Source organism: Nonlabens sp. SCSIO 43208, assembly GCF_050703575.1.
GTDB classification, from domain to species: domain Bacteria; phylum Bacteroidota; class Bacteroidia; order Flavobacteriales; family Flavobacteriaceae; genus Nonlabens; species Nonlabens tegetincola.
In genome coordinates this window covers 1,707,623-1,724,563 of the sequence record NZ_CP065365.1, presented here as the reverse complement: position 1 = coordinate 1,724,563, position 16,941 = coordinate 1,707,623, and the positions used below count along the sequence as shown (strand labels likewise).

General features: G+C 35.2%; 17 protein-coding genes and 1 other RNA gene. 12 read left to right on the top strand and 6 right to left on the bottom strand.

Translation table 11 applies throughout. The features are described from left to right. Nucleotides 1–113: 113 nt before the first annotated feature. A complete protein-coding gene (locus tag I5168_RS07890; RefSeq protein WP_105019335.1) occupies nt 114–575 on the top strand; it encodes a DoxX family membrane protein in 462 nt (153 codons plus the stop codon). Here I5168_RS07890 and I5168_RS07885 read toward each other — a convergent pair. After that, entirely contained in the window at nt 559–1,266 is a 708-nt protein-coding gene (locus tag I5168_RS07885; protein ID WP_431471427.1) for a hypothetical protein, read from the bottom strand. The two genes, I5168_RS07890 and I5168_RS07885, sit on opposite strands and share 17 nt — an antisense overlap. A 54-nt stretch (nt 1,267–1,320) precedes the next feature. Between I5168_RS07885 and I5168_RS07880 the strand changes: the two genes are divergently transcribed. After that, complete coding sequence (locus I5168_RS07880) at nt 1,321–1,845, top strand: hypothetical protein (protein WP_431471426.1); 525 nt, start codon at nt 1,321–1,323, stop codon at nt 1,843–1,845. Between the two features lie 7 nt (nt 1,846–1,852). After that, nucleotides 1,853–2,698 (top strand): peptide chain release factor N(5)-glutamine methyltransferase, encoded by an 846-nt coding sequence (prmC, locus tag I5168_RS07875; protein ID WP_431471425.1) that lies wholly within the window; start codon nt 1,853–1,855, stop codon nt 2,696–2,698. A 21-nt stretch (nt 2,699–2,719) separates the two neighbouring features. On the opposite strand, the gene I5168_RS07870 is transcribed toward prmC, so the two are convergent. Then, entirely contained in the window at nt 2,720–3,202 is a 483-nt protein-coding gene (locus I5168_RS07870) for a hypothetical protein (protein ID WP_431471424.1), read from the bottom strand. 83 nt (nt 3,203–3,285) lie between these two features. After that, entirely contained in the window at nt 3,286–3,954 is a 669-nt protein-coding gene (locus I5168_RS07865) for a ZIP family metal transporter (RefSeq protein ID WP_240919399.1), read from the bottom strand. A gap of 99 nt (nt 3,955–4,053) precedes the next feature. Here I5168_RS07865 and I5168_RS07860 point away from each other — a divergent pair, with 99 nt between their 5' ends. The 3 genes from I5168_RS07860 to I5168_RS07850 are packed head-to-tail and all read left to right on the top strand — an operon-like array spanning nt 4,054 to nt 5,886. After that, nucleotides 4,054–4,671 carry a LemA family protein gene (locus tag I5168_RS07860; RefSeq protein WP_042277951.1) on the top strand — a complete coding sequence of 206 codons (618 nt, stop codon included), beginning with the start codon at nt 4,054–4,056 and terminating at the stop codon, nt 4,669–4,671. Nucleotide 4,672: 1 nt separating this feature from the next. Beyond that, nucleotides 4,673–5,116, top strand: a complete 444-nt coding sequence (locus I5168_RS07855) for a TPM domain-containing protein (protein WP_060524488.1) — start codon at nt 4,673–4,675, stop codon at nt 5,114–5,116. After that, complete coding sequence (locus I5168_RS07850) at nt 5,116–5,886, top strand: TPM domain-containing protein (RefSeq protein WP_431471423.1); 771 nt, start codon at nt 5,116–5,118, stop codon at nt 5,884–5,886. Before I5168_RS07855 ends, I5168_RS07850 begins: the two co-directional genes overlap by 1 nt. A gap of 74 nt (nt 5,887–5,960) precedes the next feature. Here I5168_RS07850 and I5168_RS07845 read toward each other — a convergent pair whose 3' ends face one another. Beyond that, nucleotides 5,961–7,184 (bottom strand): NAD(P)-dependent oxidoreductase, encoded by a 1,224-nt coding sequence (locus I5168_RS07845; protein WP_042277945.1) that lies wholly within the window; start codon nt 7,182–7,184, stop codon nt 5,961–5,963. A gap of 141 nt (nt 7,185–7,325) precedes the next feature. On the opposite strand from I5168_RS07845, the gene I5168_RS07840 reads away from it, so the two are divergent. Next, entirely contained in the window at nt 7,326–7,730 is a 405-nt protein-coding gene (locus I5168_RS07840; protein ID WP_431471422.1) for a plastocyanin/azurin family copper-binding protein, read from the top strand. A 140-nt stretch (nt 7,731–7,870) separates the two neighbouring features. After that, nucleotides 7,871–8,269: a transfer-messenger RNA gene (ssrA, locus tag I5168_RS07835) on the top strand. Nucleotides 8,270–8,470: 201 nt separating this feature from the next. Here ssrA and I5168_RS07830 read toward each other — a convergent pair. Further along, nucleotides 8,471–9,565 carry an HmuY family protein gene (locus I5168_RS07830; RefSeq protein ID WP_431471421.1) on the bottom strand — a complete coding sequence of 365 codons (1,095 nt, stop codon included), beginning with the start codon at nt 9,563–9,565 and terminating at the stop codon, nt 8,471–8,473. 3 nt (nt 9,566–9,568) lie between these two features. Then, nucleotides 9,569–11,704: a TonB-dependent receptor plug domain-containing protein gene (locus tag I5168_RS07825; RefSeq protein WP_431471420.1), complete on the bottom strand. Its 2,136-nt coding sequence runs from the start codon at nt 11,702–11,704 to the stop codon at nt 9,569–9,571. A gap of 104 nt (nt 11,705–11,808) precedes the next feature. Between I5168_RS07825 and I5168_RS07820 the strand changes: the two genes are divergently transcribed. From I5168_RS07820 to I5168_RS07805, 4 genes are read left to right on the top strand one after another with little or no spacing between them, the layout of a single operon-like run. Next, a complete protein-coding gene (locus tag I5168_RS07820) occupies nt 11,809–12,717 on the top strand; it encodes a DUF6607 family protein (RefSeq protein ID WP_431471419.1) in 909 nt (302 codons plus the stop codon). Further along, complete coding sequence (locus I5168_RS07815) at nt 12,717–14,210, top strand: ankyrin repeat domain-containing protein (protein ID WP_431471418.1); 1,494 nt, start codon at nt 12,717–12,719, stop codon at nt 14,208–14,210. The genes I5168_RS07820 and I5168_RS07815 overlap by 1 nt, the downstream gene beginning before the upstream one ends. Nucleotides 14,211–14,217: 7 nt before the next feature. Next, on the top strand, nt 14,218–14,700 hold the full coding sequence (locus I5168_RS07810) for a DUF2271 domain-containing protein (protein WP_431471417.1): 483 nt from the start codon (nt 14,218–14,220) through the stop codon (nt 14,698–14,700). A 4-nt stretch (nt 14,701–14,704) separates the two neighbouring features. Then, the gene (locus tag I5168_RS07805) at nt 14,705–16,912 is read left to right on the top strand and encodes a PepSY domain-containing protein (protein WP_431471416.1); all 2,208 of its coding nucleotides are present in this window, start codon (nt 14,705–14,707) and stop codon (nt 16,910–16,912) included. Nucleotides 16,913–16,941 lie beyond the last annotated feature (29 nt).

The following is a 16,941-nucleotide window of genomic DNA, read 5'->3' as shown; positions in this document are numbered from 1 at the left end:
AAATCGCTCGATTAACTGTAGGCGTTCATCCTAATAATAATAGGCTTTATCTAAAAAAATATAGTTTTAAAACTAAAGTAAATTTTACTTTTAATTTTATCAAAAATTCCCCTATGACCTACCACGGTAAAAATGATTTTCCAGTTTATTTGTATACCATTTTACGTATTGGTTTAGGACTGTATCTTCTTTTTCATGCCCTAGATCATATTATTCATTTCAACCAGTATCTTAAAGACACAGAAGCATATTTAGGTGAAGACTCTATGAGTACCGTGCTGCAATTATTTATCCCGATTGTTCCTATGATTGAGTTTTTTATTGCCCTTATGATTACCATGGGACTTTATACTCGTAGTAGTTTAATAGGCGCGATTGCGACAGGAATTATTTTTATAATTACATTCTTCCTTTTTGAAGATTATGACGCTGGCATTGTTCTTCTTTATTCTCTCGCGGTTAAAACGTTGTTGCTGTTCACTGTTAAATACAATCGAATATCGGCCGATTATAGAAACATCCAAATCGCCGAAAAAGAAATGAATGAATTATTAAGGATTAAGGAACAACTTTAACCTGAGTTATAGGTATTTCAATACCGTAGAGACTACGCTTTCGCGAAAGCGGAAAACCACCATCTGTCATTTCCCAGTCTTGCCATGTAGCTCTTATTCCATCTAGAGGTATAATACTTACCCACATTTTAAATGCTACTGGTTGGTAATTTTCATCCAATTCCCAGAGATAAGCATCGCCTGGCGTTGATCCTCCACTAGTATATTGTACTAATAATTGTTCTTTATCATCAACTTGTACGACAGAGCGCTTTACACCAGCATCAAATAGTTTATGAGGCGCTACCATCCAAAAGCTATCGTTATTAAAGTTTTTTTCAGCATAGGCTATAGCTTCTTCTCTTTCCTTTCCTTCTAGTTTTACTTCGTTTTTAAATGCAAAGCTACTTTGCGGATACCTGGTTTGATACGCAACCCTATAATCATCCCAATAAACATCAACTAGGTTTTGCTGTAACTTCCATCGATATCTATTAACTCCTCTAAAGGTCCAATGTAATTCACTAGCTTGAGTAAATTCTTTGTGATTAATTGCATCCAGCATTTTCATGGCCAATTCATCGGCAGGTTTTCCTGTGGTTCCTTCTGGCACCTCTTCATTAAACGTAAGTTTCAATACTATAAAAACAATAAGTAGTAATGCAACAACACCTATAAAACCTTTCAATAAAAACTTCAATATTTTTTTCATAGTACTTATTTTTTGCGCAATTTACAGGCAAAATTAAACGTATATCTTTTACTTATGAAATTATTAGGAATAGGCTCTAGAATTGAACATGATGAATTAGGTTTTGGTGTGGTAACCAATGTTACTTCAAAACATTATTGGGTAAGCTTTCAAAAGTCTGGAATTGAAACTATTGATATAGATGATGATTTTGAAGTCATCGAAGCCTGTGAAGATGATGTTGATACAGTTAGTTTTTATGAAGTTGAGAAATCACTACGGTATATTCTAGACAGGTATAGCGATGCTAGTCAAATTGTACCACTAGCCGATAAATTTAAAGGTGGTAAACTTATCCTAGAACCTAAAGATACTGAATTACAATCTAAGGAAATTCCTATTGACAAATTCTGGCACAAAATTGTGATGTTAAGAGATAGACTGCGTGTTATGGAACAAAAGATTAATAGTTCAAAGGAATTAGAGGATCAACTTAAAATAGACCTACAGCAATATATTACTCGTATTTACGGTAGTCTTACGACATTCAATGTATTGTTTGCTAGTAAAGAGCAGCAATTTAAAGGAACTGGTAATTAAGGATACCATGAACCTACAAGAGGTAAAAAACGAATTTAGAATTGCATTGTCAAATAATTATCCTGACTTTGAAATTGATTCCATTTTTAAAATATGTTGTGAGGATTTATTAGATTTTTCTAGGTCTGATATATTACTAAAATCACAAGAGACACTGACCAAAAATCAAGAAGGCACTTTAATTACAGCGCTTGAAAAGTTAAAGCAGGATATTCCTGTTCAATATATTACTGGTGTAGCACATTTCTATGGCAGGCAGTTTAAGGTAACTGAAAACACTTTAATTCCAAGACCAGAAACTGAAGAGCTCGTGCAGCTCATCGTGAATGATTTAAATAACGAGTCTTCTTTAAAAATTATAGATATAGGCACTGGAACGGGTTGTATAGGTATAAGTCTTAAAAAAGAACTGATCTCAAGTGATGTCACCTTATTGGATGTTTCTAAGGAAGCTTTATCAATCGCAAAACAAAATGCCACCAACTTAAAAGCTCAGGTACATTTTATAGAACAATCTATTTTAACCACTACGGATTTACCTGACAAATTTGATGTCATCGTAAGTAATCCACCCTATGTGCGGAATGTTGAGAAACAGGAAATCCATAATAATGTATTATTACATGAACCTCATCTTGCATTGTTTGTGGAAAATGAAAATCCGTTACTTTTCTATAGAAAAATCTTAGAACTTGCCCTTCATGGACTTACAGAAAAAGGTCGCGTTTATTTTGAAATTAATCAATATCTTTCAAATGAAATGAATGAACTAGCTAGTTCACTAGGGTTTGATTCAAAGATGATCAAAGATTATAATGGGAATTGGCGTATGATGATATGCTGGAAAAAATAAATTCAATTTCAATAGTAGTCCCTATTGACTCTGGTAGTATTCTTTTTTCAATAATAAACCAGCCTTTTCATCAAATTTTTTATTGAAAACAAACATGTCCCAAAACCATACTCGCTGAGTGATTTGTAGGGTAAATTCCTTTTCAGTAACCTCATTGTTCCTTATTTCATCAAACTTAAATTGATAATAATCTGGCATATATACAGGCACTTGGCCTAAGGTAATCATAGATAAAGTCAAAGGTTGACCGCATACTGGAGTTCTCTTAAGTGGATACAATTTTAGAACCACATTAGCTTCAGTACTATCTGACATTACATTAAAAAGTCCTGAGGCCTTTATTATTTTTAGTTCCTGCTTCAATGAGTCTCCTATTACAAAAGCGTCAATAGTTGTAATCTCCTTCCCGTATTCTTCATAATGAGTAGGAAGCACGCGATAACTATAACACGAATAACAATTCCAAAGCAGGGATACAACAAATAAGAATTTCAATAATCTCATGACTCAAAATGGTTTTCGTTACAGTAGAACAACACTGTTCGCGAGTGATGTGACAATAAAAATACAGTTTTCAGTTCTATTGATTACAACAACAATCCCATTGCGGCTCCTACAATCATTACCAACATTTTTGCAAGATTAAATTTATGAGCTTCACTTGCTTCAAGAATTAAGGTAGTAGAAACATGTAAAACAATACCTGCGACTATGGCCTTAATGATAGTGACTAATTCATCGTCAAATAAGATATATTCATTAAGAAGCGTTCCTAGCGGTGACATTAAGGCAAAAATAAATACTAGCAATGCTGATTTAAATACGCCGTATCCTTGTTGTAATAAAAAGCTCGAAAAAATAAAAGCAATAGGAATCTTGTGTACAGCAATTCCATACACCATACTTTGACTAGCATTCAAAGGAATACCTTCTAAGAAAGCATGTATACATAAACTTACAAATAATGCGGTAGGAAAACTAGGAACTTCTTTATTTATGTGTAAGTGACCATGCTCGGCTCCTTTTGAAAAAAATTCTAGAATAATTTGAATAAAAACTCCTATTACAATGTATACACCATAGCGACTTCCATCTTCAAACACCTCTGGTAAGAATTCATGCACCGTAGTGCTCAATAAAAAGGCTCCAGAAAATGCAAGTACCAGTTTAATACTATTAGAATTGATGTTTTTCAATGCCATAGCAGCAAAAAACCCCAATACCACAGCTATAAATGGGAGAAAAATTGGTATCATCTATTATTTAGAATAAGCTTGCAAAATTAACTAACTTCTCAAACATTTGAGCACTTAAAACAGTTATCGTAACTTTACTTTAATATTTATTCAATCAATATGAAAAAAGGATCTTTAGGCTGTTTGGGCATAGGTTTAATTAGCCTTGTAGGCTTAGTTGTCGTTATGGCAATTTGGGCAGGCAGTTGGTACAATGGTACTATTAATTTAAGCGAAGGCGTTTCTGGCGCGTGGGCAAATGTTGAAAGTAGTTATCAACGTAGGAATGACCTAATCCCAAATATTGTAGCTACTGCAAAAAAATATGCCGAATTTGAACAAGAAACATTAATCGGTGTGATTGAAGCTCGTGCAGCGGCCACTTCAATAAAAGTAGATGCCGACAACTTATCTAGTGAACAAATTCAAGCGTTCTCAAAGGTACAAAGTCAAGTAAGTTCAGGTTTAGGTAGATTATTAGCAACCTATGAAAATTATCCAGATCTTAAATCAAACGAGCAGTTTAAAGAACTTATTAATGAATTAGAACGTACAGAGAACCGCATTAATGTGGAACGTAACAATTATAACGGTGCTGTAAAACAATACAACGCTCGCATCAAACGTTTCCCAGGAAACCTGCTTGCCGGTATCTTTAATTTTGATGCTTCTCCTTATTATCAAGCAGATGAAGGTGCAGAAAATGCTCCTGATGTAGAAGGCTTATTTGGCGAATAATATGGACAACCACGTTGAGGAATTTCTTACCGCACAAGAAGAGAAAGAGATTATTGCTGCGATTAGACGAGCAGAAAATAAAACCAGTGGAGAAATAAGAGTACATCTTGAGAGTACCTGTGAAAATGCTATATCCAGGGCTCAGGAAGTATTTCATTTACTCAAAATGGATAACACCAAAGAAGAAAATGGTGTACTTATTTATCTTGCTGTAGATTCTCACAAGTTCTCCATCATCGGCGATAAGGGTATCGATAATAAAGTACCCAGCAACTTTTGGGATCAAATAAAGGATGTGATGGCATCACGCTTTCGCGAAAGCGAATTCTCAACAGGAATCATAAAAGGTATAGAGCTTATAGGTAAGGAACTAGCACAGTATTTTCCATGGGATGTGGACGATACCAATGAGTTGAGTGATGAAATATCAAAAGGAACAATTTGATGAAGAGGATACTTTGCTTATTGTTATTATTCCCTGTTTTTCTACAGGCTCAATTTAATATCCCAGAAAAACCAGTAGTAAAAGAACAACGAGCTGTTTACGATTATTATAAAATACTCAACAAACAAGAGTTCACAGCCCTAGATCGCAAATTGATCAACTATGCCGATACAACAAGCACGCAAATTGTAATTGCAATTGTAGAAAGCACAAATGGAGAAGACATTTCTTTACTAGGAGCTCGCTGGGGTGAAAAATGGCAGGTAGGACAAAAAGACAAAGACAATGGGATTTTTATCCTGATGGCTTATGGCGATCGTAAAATTGATATTAATACAGGACGCGGCATTGAATACCGCATGACAGACCTAGAAAGTGAACGTATTATTAATCGAATTATAGTACCCAACTTCAAAAGAGGTAATTATTATCAAGGACTGGATCAAGCCACCGATGCCATTTTTAAATATTTAAATGGTGAATTTGTAGAAGACAGAGATTTAAACAAAGCGCCTTTTCCATGGTCATTCTTTATTGTACTAGCTTTTATATTATTCATTATTATACTAAGCAGCCGCAAAGGAAATAATGGCAATAATCGTGGTGGCGGCACTTCCTTATTAGATGTCATTATCTTAAGTAATATGGGACGTGGCTCATATTCTGGTGGTAGTTTTGGTGGTGGATCTTCCGGTGGTTTTGGCGGCGGATTCGGTGGTGGATTTGGCGGTGGAAGCTTCGGTGGTGGTGGCGCCTCTGGTGGCTGGTAATTAGTAACTTAAAATATAAAGCCATTCCTATTTGATAGGAACGGCTTATTCATATTCTAAAGTCACATAAGTTACTACTCTTTACCGTCTACATAATCTTGTAAGTAGGCAAAGCGCTCTGTCAATTGACCATCGCTGGTAGTAATTTTTGCACGTTGCAATACTCCATCTTTATCCTCATTAAAAAAAGCAGGAATCACATACTTAGAGAACATTTCACCAAAACCTTCACTTGCATCCTTGGGTAATTCACAAGGTAGATTATCTACCGCCATTACAGTTATAGCGCCCTCTTTCTTATAATCTACTTCCTTTTCAGTTTGTGGGTCATAACCATAAATAGGTTGTGCAATTGTGCTAGGTCTAATTGTACAAGCAATAGGACCATCAATATCGCAACTTACATCGGCTACTAGGTTGATATTAAAATCTTCATTTCTCATATCTTCTCTTGTAAAAAAGTAAGGAGCGCCGTTTCCATAAAAATGACCTGTAATAAGCATGTCGGTTACCCTAGCATACTTCATAAAATCGCTTTTCAATAATTCAGGATTGTTATAACACTCGGTTCTAGTAGGTTTATATCCATCTTTGCGCATGTAATAATCTGTCACATCCAGTTGGGTAAACAAGGTTTGCACACTTTTGAATTGACCCAATTGCAAGTATTCCTTGGGTTTTACTTCATGAATTTTAAGCTCCTCTAGGATTTCTCTAATTCCACCTGCCACTTTACCACTTCCTGTCATTACAATATGTATAGGTGGTAGATTGCATTTTATGCGTGCTAGTTCTTTTTTAAGAGCCTTGTAATCAGGAAGTGATTCTACTTTGGGCAATTCAAAACTTCCGTCTCTTAAACCTAATGCTCTAAAGCCATTGTATGCACCTACTATACCAGCATATCTTCCAAAACCTATTAATCTACCTCCGTTTTTTGCGACTATGGTTTCATGGTCATACAATTCTATTTTTTTATCTAGAATGGCTTGCAATAACTTTCGGTTATAGGGCTGCTTTTTTATCGTGTGAGAAAAGAAAAAGTATTTTTTTCCAGGTATTAAACTTTCAACGGGTACTTCCTTTACTCCTATCATTACATCGGCATCGGTAACATCATCGGTTACGGTAATTCCCTCGCGAGTATAGGCTGCATCGTCAAAAATTCTTATTGGTGATGATTCTACTAGGAATTCCGCTTTCGCGAAAGCGTGATCAAGAACATGTAATTGTTGTGGAGAAAAAACTACGCGGCGATCTGGCGGATTTTTTCTTTCTCTAATAATGGCAAATTTCATAAGGTAGATTATAAAGTAGCAAGATAATTAATCGCAATCAATTTAAAATGGGAAATAAACACCATAAAGACGGAAATATGTTCCAATTATACAGGAAGGTCTATCTGGATCTTTGTCTTATAAATTTATAAAACAAAAAACATGAAAAATTTAGTAGTAGTACTTATCGCATTTTTAGGCTTTTATAGTGTGCAAGCACAAGATAAAATGAGAAAGCATTCCGATGAGATGACCCAGGAAGTAGCTCACGTTCAACTGGATCAAATCAAAGGAGAGTTTGTTCAAAAACAAATTACTCTTAAACCGGGTACGTACATCTTTGATGTATCAAACAAGAATGTAGGTCATGAGGTTGGATTTGTACTAGTAAAAAAAGGTGCCGACATAAGTAACCCTAAAAATCACATTCAAACTGCCTATGTAACGCAAGCTGTTAAAACAGGAGAAACCCAGCAGTCTAATCCTACAAAACTAGAAGCTGGAGAGTATGTGTATTTTTGTCCTTTAAATCCTACAAGTACAGACAACACGATACTTGTGGAATAGCTTTCTTCTCCCTAGAAAGCAAAAGCCCTGTCATCCAGACAGGGCTTTTTTTTGGCATAGTTTTTAGGCTAATTAATGAGTGTAAATGATATATTTGCGCTCCTAAATTAATTTTAGGTTTTGTTTTTTGAAAACAATCTGGGGTCGACTGGTTTTGACAGCGAGACTGGATTAATGGTAAGCATGTCGAGCGCTGGGAAACAGCTCGTAAATCTCATTTTTCATCTTTTTTAAACGGCGAGAATAACTACGCCCTAGCTGCATAATCTGAATCATAGTAAGATTACGCCTCGGTCTACTAGGTAGACAAGCAGGAAGTCTCTCAACAGCCTTGGTTTGCGGCGGTTGGTTATGGGACTTCGTAAAAGTAAACCTATCTACGGCAGTGCTTTGATGTGGTAGAGAAATTTAATTGAAGCCAAGCCTAGTTTTGGTAGTTTCTGACCGGCTCTAGGACTGAAATGAATTAGAAACTAAACATGTAGAAAGCGATTGATTCACTTGTTTGGACGGCGGTTCGAATCCGCCCGACTCCACAAAAAAATGATAAACCACGACAGCAGTCGTGGTTTTTTTGTTTTGAAGTAATTGAACTAGCAAACTCAATCACTAATATTAAGATCTCATAACCATACTGCTTCCATTGAAAAAAAGCCCATCCATTTACTAGACAGGCTCTACCTAAAAAAAATAAACACTGAGCTAATTCAATATTTAAAGAGTCTAAATGAAAAAGATAATTATTCTTCCAATAACTTGTAAGCAAATTGAGGATATCCTCTTTCATTACTAGGGCTTGTAAGTGCAAGAAATTGGAGTTTGTAGTAGTTTCCATTGGCATCGTGAATGACATAGAAAATATCTTCTATAAGTGATGGTGAAGCGCTAGGACCACCGCCGTTTCTCCATGTACTACCTATACTTCTTTGATCATTTTCAAAATTGCTATCCACAACATCTAATAAACTAAAGTCCTCGTAGGTGATACCTTCCTCAGCTTCATCAATCATATAAGCTCGCGCACTCGACTTGATGTTATTGGTTATAAAGTCTGCATAAGCATAGGCTCCATAACTTTGTCCACCAAAAACAGCCTCGTTTGTAAATACGGTGTAGCACAAATCCCATTCTTCTTTTTGTGGCTCAACACTCACTACTGATTCTGTATTAAAACTGAAAAAAGTATAGTGGAATAAAGGGTTTTTATTAATGGTAGTTGTTTGAAAGGTAGTATCGTCAAGGTTAGCATATTGCAATAAATAATTCTCACCGTCTTTTAAGATTCTAATCTTCTTCCAACCTCTAGCATCTCCTTTGTAGTTTGAAGAACCAGAATTAGGTTGATCTACACCTACTTCATAGCCTAGATTGATTAGATAAACATTGTTGTTTGAATCTACTGAAGAGACTGCATCTATAGCGGTTCCTGATATATTTCCATCTGGTGCATCGATAAACTCCATATTCGCTGGATTGAAATTACCTACTTCTGCCTGTGATTGTAATTGTTGCACTTCAGGATTGGTTGAGTTTACCGCAGTCATATCGTTAGTAGATAAGCGAGCGGCCATCATGAGGATAGAACCGTTTATGATAACCCTATCTTGCATAGAACTAAACCCTAAATCCCACGAGGTTCGGTTAACCTCGGTTGCAATATTGGTACTCAAATCAAAAAAGACCTGGTTGGGCATATTAGGGCCACCTACATTAGGAGAAACTGTAGCGCCATCTACAGTCACTACGATTGGTCCCATAGGCTCATCGTCTTCACTACAACTACCTAATAGTAGAATGCTTATAATAGTTAAAGCTGTTAATAGATTATTTTTCATGTTTTAAAAATTAAGTTTATATAAAAGTTTTAAATAAAAAGATCGTCCGTAACCCAGTAAAATAGAATTTGTTGCTGTGTTGTGTGCACCGCCACTAGAGGTATAATTAGTATCTACACGAGTAATATCAAATAAATTACGCGCTCCTACTGTAGCCTCTAATTGATCACTTAATAAGGATTTTCTTATCGATGCATCTAACCATGAATAAGCATCTGTTTCAATCTTGGAAAAAGTTGAATTACCGTCACTGTCTGAACCTGTAACCCTAAAATCTTGCTGTCTTCCGTTATAATTTACAAGTAGCGAGAAAACCGTATCCCACTTAGGGTAACGATAATTAAGACTAGCATTCAATTGGAATTGATACAAGTAGTCGTCACTAGCATTATCTTCACTTGCTAGCTCTCTAGATATACCAAAAACAGTTGCATTTAAAGAGGTACTCCAGTTCTTTAATTTAAGTGAATTAGTATTAGTTAATCCTATAAAACGATAACTATCTATATTCACATATCGGTACTGTAAAGGATTCGTATTTACAATGGATAGTTCAATGCGATCAGATAAATCAATGTAAGTTAGTTTTACACTATTTTCTAATCTAATCAAAGAATTATCAAACCAGGTTTTCTTTTTTAAACTTAGGAAAGTAGTTAAACCTTCTTCTGGTTTTAAATTCTCGTTACCTTGAACATCATGGTTAGCATCGACAAAGTAATAATAAAGCTCAGTAAAATCAGGAACCCTATACGATGTGCCTACATTGGCTCTTAATTCAAACCCTTTTTCAAATAACTGTCTTGCTGTTAATTCATAAACCGCCTTATTATCAAACTGAGAGTTATAAATGAAACGTATACCAGGACGTACAGTTAACTTATCACTCAAACCTATTTCAGAAGAGATGAACCCAGCAAAATCATTGATGTTTCTAGTTTTAGGATTTAAGATGTTTTCTCCTGCAGCTTCCCTATCAAAACCTTCTTGTAAAGTTATTTCATAACCTACTTGAGCATTAAAACGATCCGTTTTGAAAAGATTCCCTAATGTACCTTTTGAATAGAAAAATTTCCCAGATTGGTTAACTTCATCTATTTCTGCAGTTCGTTCTCTGGCAAGAATGAAATAGTTAAATTCATTCAATCTTCTTTTTTGTTCTTGATAGGATAATGAAACACTATACCTTAAACCAGAATCAAATGTACCAGAGCCATTAAGGTGATTGAATATTCTTGAAGTTTTATAAATCCTATCAGTAGCAGATGGATTAATGGTTGAATTCTGGCTATTAAAATTATTTCTTACTGTAGAATTAAAGAAGTTGATAGTCTCGTCAAAGTACTCAAACTTATAGAAAAACTTGTGCTCTCCATTATTATAGCCTAACAATGCGTTTGAGGTAATTTGTTCTTTAGGTAACCACTCGTAACCTCGCAAACCATCATTCTCAAAATAATCACGCCCTTTCTTATTATTAAAAAAACCAGCAAAATCGTTTCTGGTTACTCCTACACTCGCATACCAATTATCATTAATGTTGTGTGAAATTGTAGCGCCTTGTACATGCCTACCTTCATCAAACCATGCGTACTCGTCGCTTACCGTTTCTTCTTGTAAGGAGAGATTAATTCTCCATTTGTTTTTATCAGATTTTTTGGTGATAATATTTAAAACACCCGATACGGCATTAGCTCCATATTGAACTCCCATAGATCCCTCGACAATTTCTATACGTTCAACATCGTCTAGATTAATTTGCGTGAGATCAATGTTGCTTCCTACTCCATTATCACTTACTATGGGAACATTATCAATGAGAACATTAAAATAACGAGCATCTAATCCAAAAAAACTTACCGTACTTCTACCTGTTGAGGCACTAGGCGTTACATTAAGATTTAGATTAAAATTGAGCAAATCCGCTACATTAACGGCAGCTATTTGTTTGATTTGTTCTGCTTTAATGACTCGCACGTTATAAACCGATTTTTTAATTGATTGTGGATTATACTGTCCGGTCACCACAATCTCGTCTAGCGACTCTACCTCAGTTGTATCAATAACAACTGTTTGTTGTGAGTTCGCTTTCGCGAAAGCGAGAATTAAAACGAATAAAACATTAAACTTAAATTTCATTATTAATTAGAATCATTCTTAATAAGGCGCAAATATATATTTTATTTTTATTTAGAATCAATAAAAACAACTATTTTTGCAGCAACAAAAAATTTGTACTAATCATGAAAAAAGTTTTAATACTTGGTGTTCTATTAATTTCTATTGCAGCAACTGCTCCTAGTAAAAGGAATGATGATGCTTATGCCATTAAACAAATGTGTGGCTGTTTTGAAGTCACTTTTAACTTTGCGGAAACCTTTAATTATTCCCAAGATTCACTATATAAGCCCTCAAAAACCAAAGTTGATAAAGGACTAGAATGGGCTCAATTGGTTACTGATAAAAAAGACAAAATCCAAATTCAACACTTACTTCAAGTAGGAGATCCTTCAAATCCATATATCGTGAAACATTGGAGGCAAGATTGGCTGTATGAGAATACAGATTTATATGAATACAACGCCGACAACAAATGGGATTTTATTCAATTAGACAAAAAGGACGTAAAGGGTCAATGGACTCAAAAGGTATATCAAGTTGATGACAGTCCTAGATATGAAGGTACAGGAACTTGGGTGCATGTTGATGGTAAAAGCTATTGGGAAAATACCACTAGTGCTCCATTACCTCGTAGAGAATATACCACTCGTAGCGATTACAACGTAACGATGAGAGGTAATCGTCACGAAATTACGGATTATGGTTGGGTACATGATCAAGACAACTTAAAGATCATACGTAAAGAAGGACAAGAGGATCAAATACTAGCAGCCGAAAAAGGTTATAATACCTACAAAAGAGTAGACGATAGTCGTTGTGCAGCAGCGGCTCAATGGTGGAAAGATAATAACGACAAATGGAGTACCGTACGTTCTAAATGGGACGAAGTTTACAACCGTAACACCGATTTACATTTACATGAAAAAGTAGATAATAAAGTGCTTTTCAAGCATTTATTTGATGAAGAAATTAAAACTAAAGATCAAATTGATCCTATTATTGAATCATTCATAATCTCAAACCCTAAATAATGAAAGGAATTTTAAACTTAATCCTATGCGTTGTTGTAAGCTCGTTTTCAATAGCCCAAAACAATGTATTTTTAGAAAGATCCTACTGGAATTCAAAACCTAGTCTAGAACAAGTAAAACAAGACATCGCGGCCGGAAACGACGCAACTCAATTGAATCAAAATGCCTTTGATGCTGTTGTATACGCGATTAATTCGGGTGCTGATAATGATGTGATCTTATATTTATTATCGTTAGAAGGAAATGATGTAAACAAACTTACACACGACGGAAGAACGTATATCTTTTGGGCTGGTTATAAAGGGAATCTACAAGTCCTAGAATACTTAATGAGCAATGGAGCCATTACAGATGTGACTGACAGTCATGGTTACACCTATCTTAATTTCACAGCAAATGCTGGACAGCAAGACACGGCTTTGTATGATTTTATATTTGAAAACGGTGGTAGCCCTAAACAAGTTGACAAACAAGGTGCTAACGCTCTTCTTCTAATTGCTCCATCTTTAAAAGATGAGAAGCTCCTATCCTACTTCATAAGCAAAGGATTTGACCTTAACTCAACCGATTATTATGGGAACAACATATTTAACTATGCTAGTAAAAAGGTTAATCCTGATTTTCTTAATCTTTTAGTAGAAAAAGGGATAAACTATAAAAGCAAAAATAAGAATGGTGGAAATGCCTTCTTATTTGCAGCAAGAGGTACACGAGGAAACTCAAATTCTCTAGAGGACTATCAATATTTAGAACAATTGGGTATTGATCCTAATGTTGTAAATAATGACGGAGTAAATGCCCTGCATTATTTATCAGGAAGAAATAAAGATTTAAAATTATTTGATTTTTTCATAGATAAAAATGTAGATATTAATCAAGCCAATAAAGAAGGTATCACGCCGTTCATCAATGCTGCACGTAGTAACGATAACACTGTTTTAGATTATCTATTAGACAAAGTAAATGATATTAATACAATAGATGAGAATGGATATAGCGCTTTAACTCATGCTGTGCGTTACAATCGCGCAAGTGTAGTTGACTTACTTCTTAAAAACAAGGCTAACGCTCTTATTGTAGACAAGGAAGGTCAATCCATGGTTTACCATCTAATTCAAAGTTATAACAGCTCTAGACACGATGACTTCATCAAAAAATGGAAGTTTCTTACAGATGCCGGAATTGAACTTAGTGCTCCTATTTCAAAACAAACAACCATCTGGCATGAAGCTGTTAAAAAAGATAACTTGAAACTATTAAACTTTATTAGTACTGTTTCCAAAGAAAAGATAAACGATCTTGATAAGGATGGTATGACGGCGCTTCATCTCGCTGCCATGCAAACTAAGAATCCTGAGTTATTAAAATTCTTAATCGATCAAGGTGCAAGCACCCAAATTACTACTGCATTTGATGAAACAGTTTATGACCTAGCTCTAGAAAACGAGTTATTGATGAAAGAAAATGCTAATCTAGATTTTCTAAAACCCTAATTAAAAAATGATGAGAATATTATACATGGCCCTTGTTGCCTTGATTTGTCTATCTTTTACTGCTTCTACCGTTTCAAAAACGGCAGTAAAATGTATGATTCAAATGAAAAATTATACTGGTGAAGGTGCCTACATAGTAGTATCTGTAACCGATAAAGAAGGAGAATATAAAGAAACGATTTATGTTCATGGAAAGGATCCTGAATGGTATAGCGAGATTGACTCATGGTGGAAATTCTACGGTAAGCATAGACCAGATATCGACGCCATATCTGGTGAGACTATCGCTGGCGGTGAGCGTTCCATTAGTGTGCTTGAAATACCTACACAATACTTAAATTCTAATCACAAACTACGTTTTGAAACTGCTGTAGAGGATCAAGATTACAATGAGGTAGATTTGGAACTAGATTTAACTGATAGTAATCTCAAATCAAAAGTTGACGGTACAGGTTGGATTAGATACGTGAGATTAATGCCTCAAAAATAAATAAGTGATTACATCTATATATAGATACAGTCACCTTGTACTCGCAGCTATTTCCTCCCTTTTTTTGGTAGTAGCTGCGATTACAGGTTTAGTACTTTCAACTGAACCGATTTTTTATGACTTAAAACAACCAGATAAAATCGATTTAAGTGAAATAAGCCTAGGACAAACTATTCATAAATTACAACAAGAATACGACGAGCTTATTACACTTTCTACAACCTCGCAAGGTCTTGTACTTGCCGATGTTGTAACTAAAGAAGGTACAAGCGTTACCGGCTACATAAATCCCAAAACAGGCATGTTTCTGGGAGATGAAATAACGCGACCTAGTATTTACAATTGGTTCACAAACTTACATAGATCCCTATTCCTTAAATCAATAGGAAGAGGTTTTATAGGTGTTTCCACCTTTTTATTAGTCTTAATAATCGTATCTGGTATATTTTTATTAGCACAGCGCCAGGGCGGATTTAGCAAATGGTTTTCCTCGATAAAGGATAAGGAATTCCATAAAAAATACCACATAATACTTAGTCGCTGGCTTTTGATACCTATTCTTATTATTGCTATCACTGGTGTTTATCTTTCACTGGAACAGTTTGATTTGATTCCTGTTGAGAATCAGTCTCTAGATTGGAGTTTATCTCCCGATGAGGAGTTACCACAACAAACAATTGAAAATCAAGTCTTTTTTAAGACCACGACCCTAGATCAGGTTAAAGAAGTAAACTTTCCTTTTTCAAGTGATCCCATAGATTATTATGAAATTTATTTAAAGGAAAAAAGTGTTCTGGTCGCACAACACACGGGTGAAGTCATCGATCAGGTAGAAAATCCTTTTACAGCACTTGTTTCTTATTACAGTACCATTTTCCATACTGGGAGCGCATCGCCGCTGTGGTCTGTGATCTTGGGAATATCCTGTTTAGGAATACTGTATTTTATTATTTCAGGATATGTCATTTATTGGAAACGTAGGCCTAAGAAAAATTACAAGCTAGAACTTTCAAGCGCACAGGATAGTGAATATATTGTTTTAGTTGGGTCTGAAAGTGGTAGTACTTACGCTTTCGCGAAAGCGTTCACACAACAACTCTTAAGCACAGGTAAAAAAGTATCCCTGAGTGATCTTAATCATTACCAGCAGTACGAGCACGCCTTACACCTCATCATTTTTACAGCAACCTATGGTGATGGCGATGCGCCTACTAATGCTAGGAAGTTTTTTGATAAACTAGAAAAAATTGATCAACCTAGATCATTATTTGTGTCTGTAGTAGGATTTGGTTCTTCTATCTATCCAAAATACAATGAGTTTGGAAAACAAGTTTATCATCGTCTAGTAAGAGATGAGAATATGAAACCATACCTGCCGTTCACTGAGGTAGACGAAGAACACCAACCAGAAGAAACTTGTAAGCAGTGGCTGCAGTTATGGGAACAAAAATCAGGTTTGCCTATGGAACTTAAGGTTGACCAGTTTCCTAAAAGCAATATTGAGAAACAAAAATTTAAGGTAACTCATCGCAGCCTATTAAATAAGGATGAAACCTTTATCATAAGCTTACAACCTACTAGTTATTATGACTATCAATCTGGAGACTTGTTAGAGGTTTATGCAAATGAAACAGCAAAGGCACGGCAGTACTCGATAGCTCGTATACAAAACAAAATAGTCTTAAGTGTTAGAAAGCACGACTACGGACTGTGTTCCACTTATCTAGCAAACTGCCATAAAAACGATGATATCATGGCCACAATTAAAACAAATACCAGCTTTCATTTTCCTAAAGATGCTCCAAAAATTATCATGGTAGCAAATGGTACTGGAATAGCACCTTTTCTAGGAATGCTGGATGAAAATAAAACGAACATACCTATAGATTTATATTGGGGTGGAAAAAACATAGAGAGTCTTTCCATTTATGGAGAATATTTAGAAGATGCTCATAAAAAGCAACAAGTATCTAATTATCATATTTCATACTCTAGAGAAAATGAAGTTGTAGAATATGTACAACATAAAGTGGCTGAACACAAAGAACAAATCATTACTGATTTGCAACAAGGCGCAGTCATCATGATCTGCGGATCTTTATCCATGCAAAACGAAGTTCTAGACTTATTAGAATTATGGAACAAAGAGAATCCTAAGATCCAACTAGAACAACTGTATAAAAATCAAAAAATCCTTACCGACTGTTATTAATTCAGTCCGTAAGGATAATATTCAGTAAG

Excerpts from the sequence above, each read along its gene's own strand:
- I5168_RS07890 (WP_105019335.1), top strand. The coding sequence starts at position 114 with ATGACCTACCACGGTAAAAATGATTTTCCAGTTTATTTGTATACCATT.
- I5168_RS07885 (WP_431471427.1), bottom strand. The coding sequence starts at position 1,266 with ATGAAAAAAATATTGAAGTTTTTATTGAAAGGTTTTATAGGTGTTGTT.
- I5168_RS07880 (WP_431471426.1), top strand. The coding sequence starts at position 1,321 with ATGAAATTATTAGGAATAGGCTCTAGAATTGAACATGATGAATTAGGT.
- prmC (WP_431471425.1), top strand. The coding sequence starts at position 1,853 with ATGAACCTACAAGAGGTAAAAAACGAATTTAGAATTGCATTGTCAAAT.
- I5168_RS07870 (WP_431471424.1), bottom strand. The coding sequence starts at position 3,202 with ATGAGATTATTGAAATTCTTATTTGTTGTATCCCTGCTTTGGAATTGT.
- I5168_RS07865 (WP_240919399.1), bottom strand. The coding sequence starts at position 3,954 with ATGATACCAATTTTTCTCCCATTTATAGCTGTGGTATTGGGGTTTTTT.
- I5168_RS07860 (WP_042277951.1), top strand. The coding sequence starts at position 4,054 with ATGAAAAAAGGATCTTTAGGCTGTTTGGGCATAGGTTTAATTAGCCTT.
- I5168_RS07855 (WP_060524488.1), top strand. The coding sequence starts at position 4,673 with ATGGACAACCACGTTGAGGAATTTCTTACCGCACAAGAAGAGAAAGAG.
- I5168_RS07850 (WP_431471423.1), top strand. The coding sequence starts at position 5,116 with ATGAAGAGGATACTTTGCTTATTGTTATTATTCCCTGTTTTTCTACAG.
- I5168_RS07845 (WP_042277945.1), bottom strand. The coding sequence starts at position 7,184 with ATGAAATTTGCCATTATTAGAGAAAGAAAAAATCCGCCAGATCGCCGC.
- I5168_RS07840 (WP_431471422.1), top strand. The coding sequence starts at position 7,326 with ATGAAAAATTTAGTAGTAGTACTTATCGCATTTTTAGGCTTTTATAGT.
- I5168_RS07830 (WP_431471421.1), bottom strand. The coding sequence starts at position 9,565 with ATGAAAAATAATCTATTAACAGCTTTAACTATTATAAGCATTCTACTA.
- I5168_RS07825 (WP_431471420.1), bottom strand. The coding sequence starts at position 11,704 with ATGAAATTTAAGTTTAATGTTTTATTCGTTTTAATTCTCGCTTTCGCG.
- I5168_RS07820 (WP_431471419.1), top strand. The coding sequence starts at position 11,809 with ATGAAAAAAGTTTTAATACTTGGTGTTCTATTAATTTCTATTGCAGCA.
- I5168_RS07815 (WP_431471418.1), top strand. The coding sequence starts at position 12,717 with ATGAAAGGAATTTTAAACTTAATCCTATGCGTTGTTGTAAGCTCGTTT.
- I5168_RS07810 (WP_431471417.1), top strand. The coding sequence starts at position 14,218 with ATGATGAGAATATTATACATGGCCCTTGTTGCCTTGATTTGTCTATCT.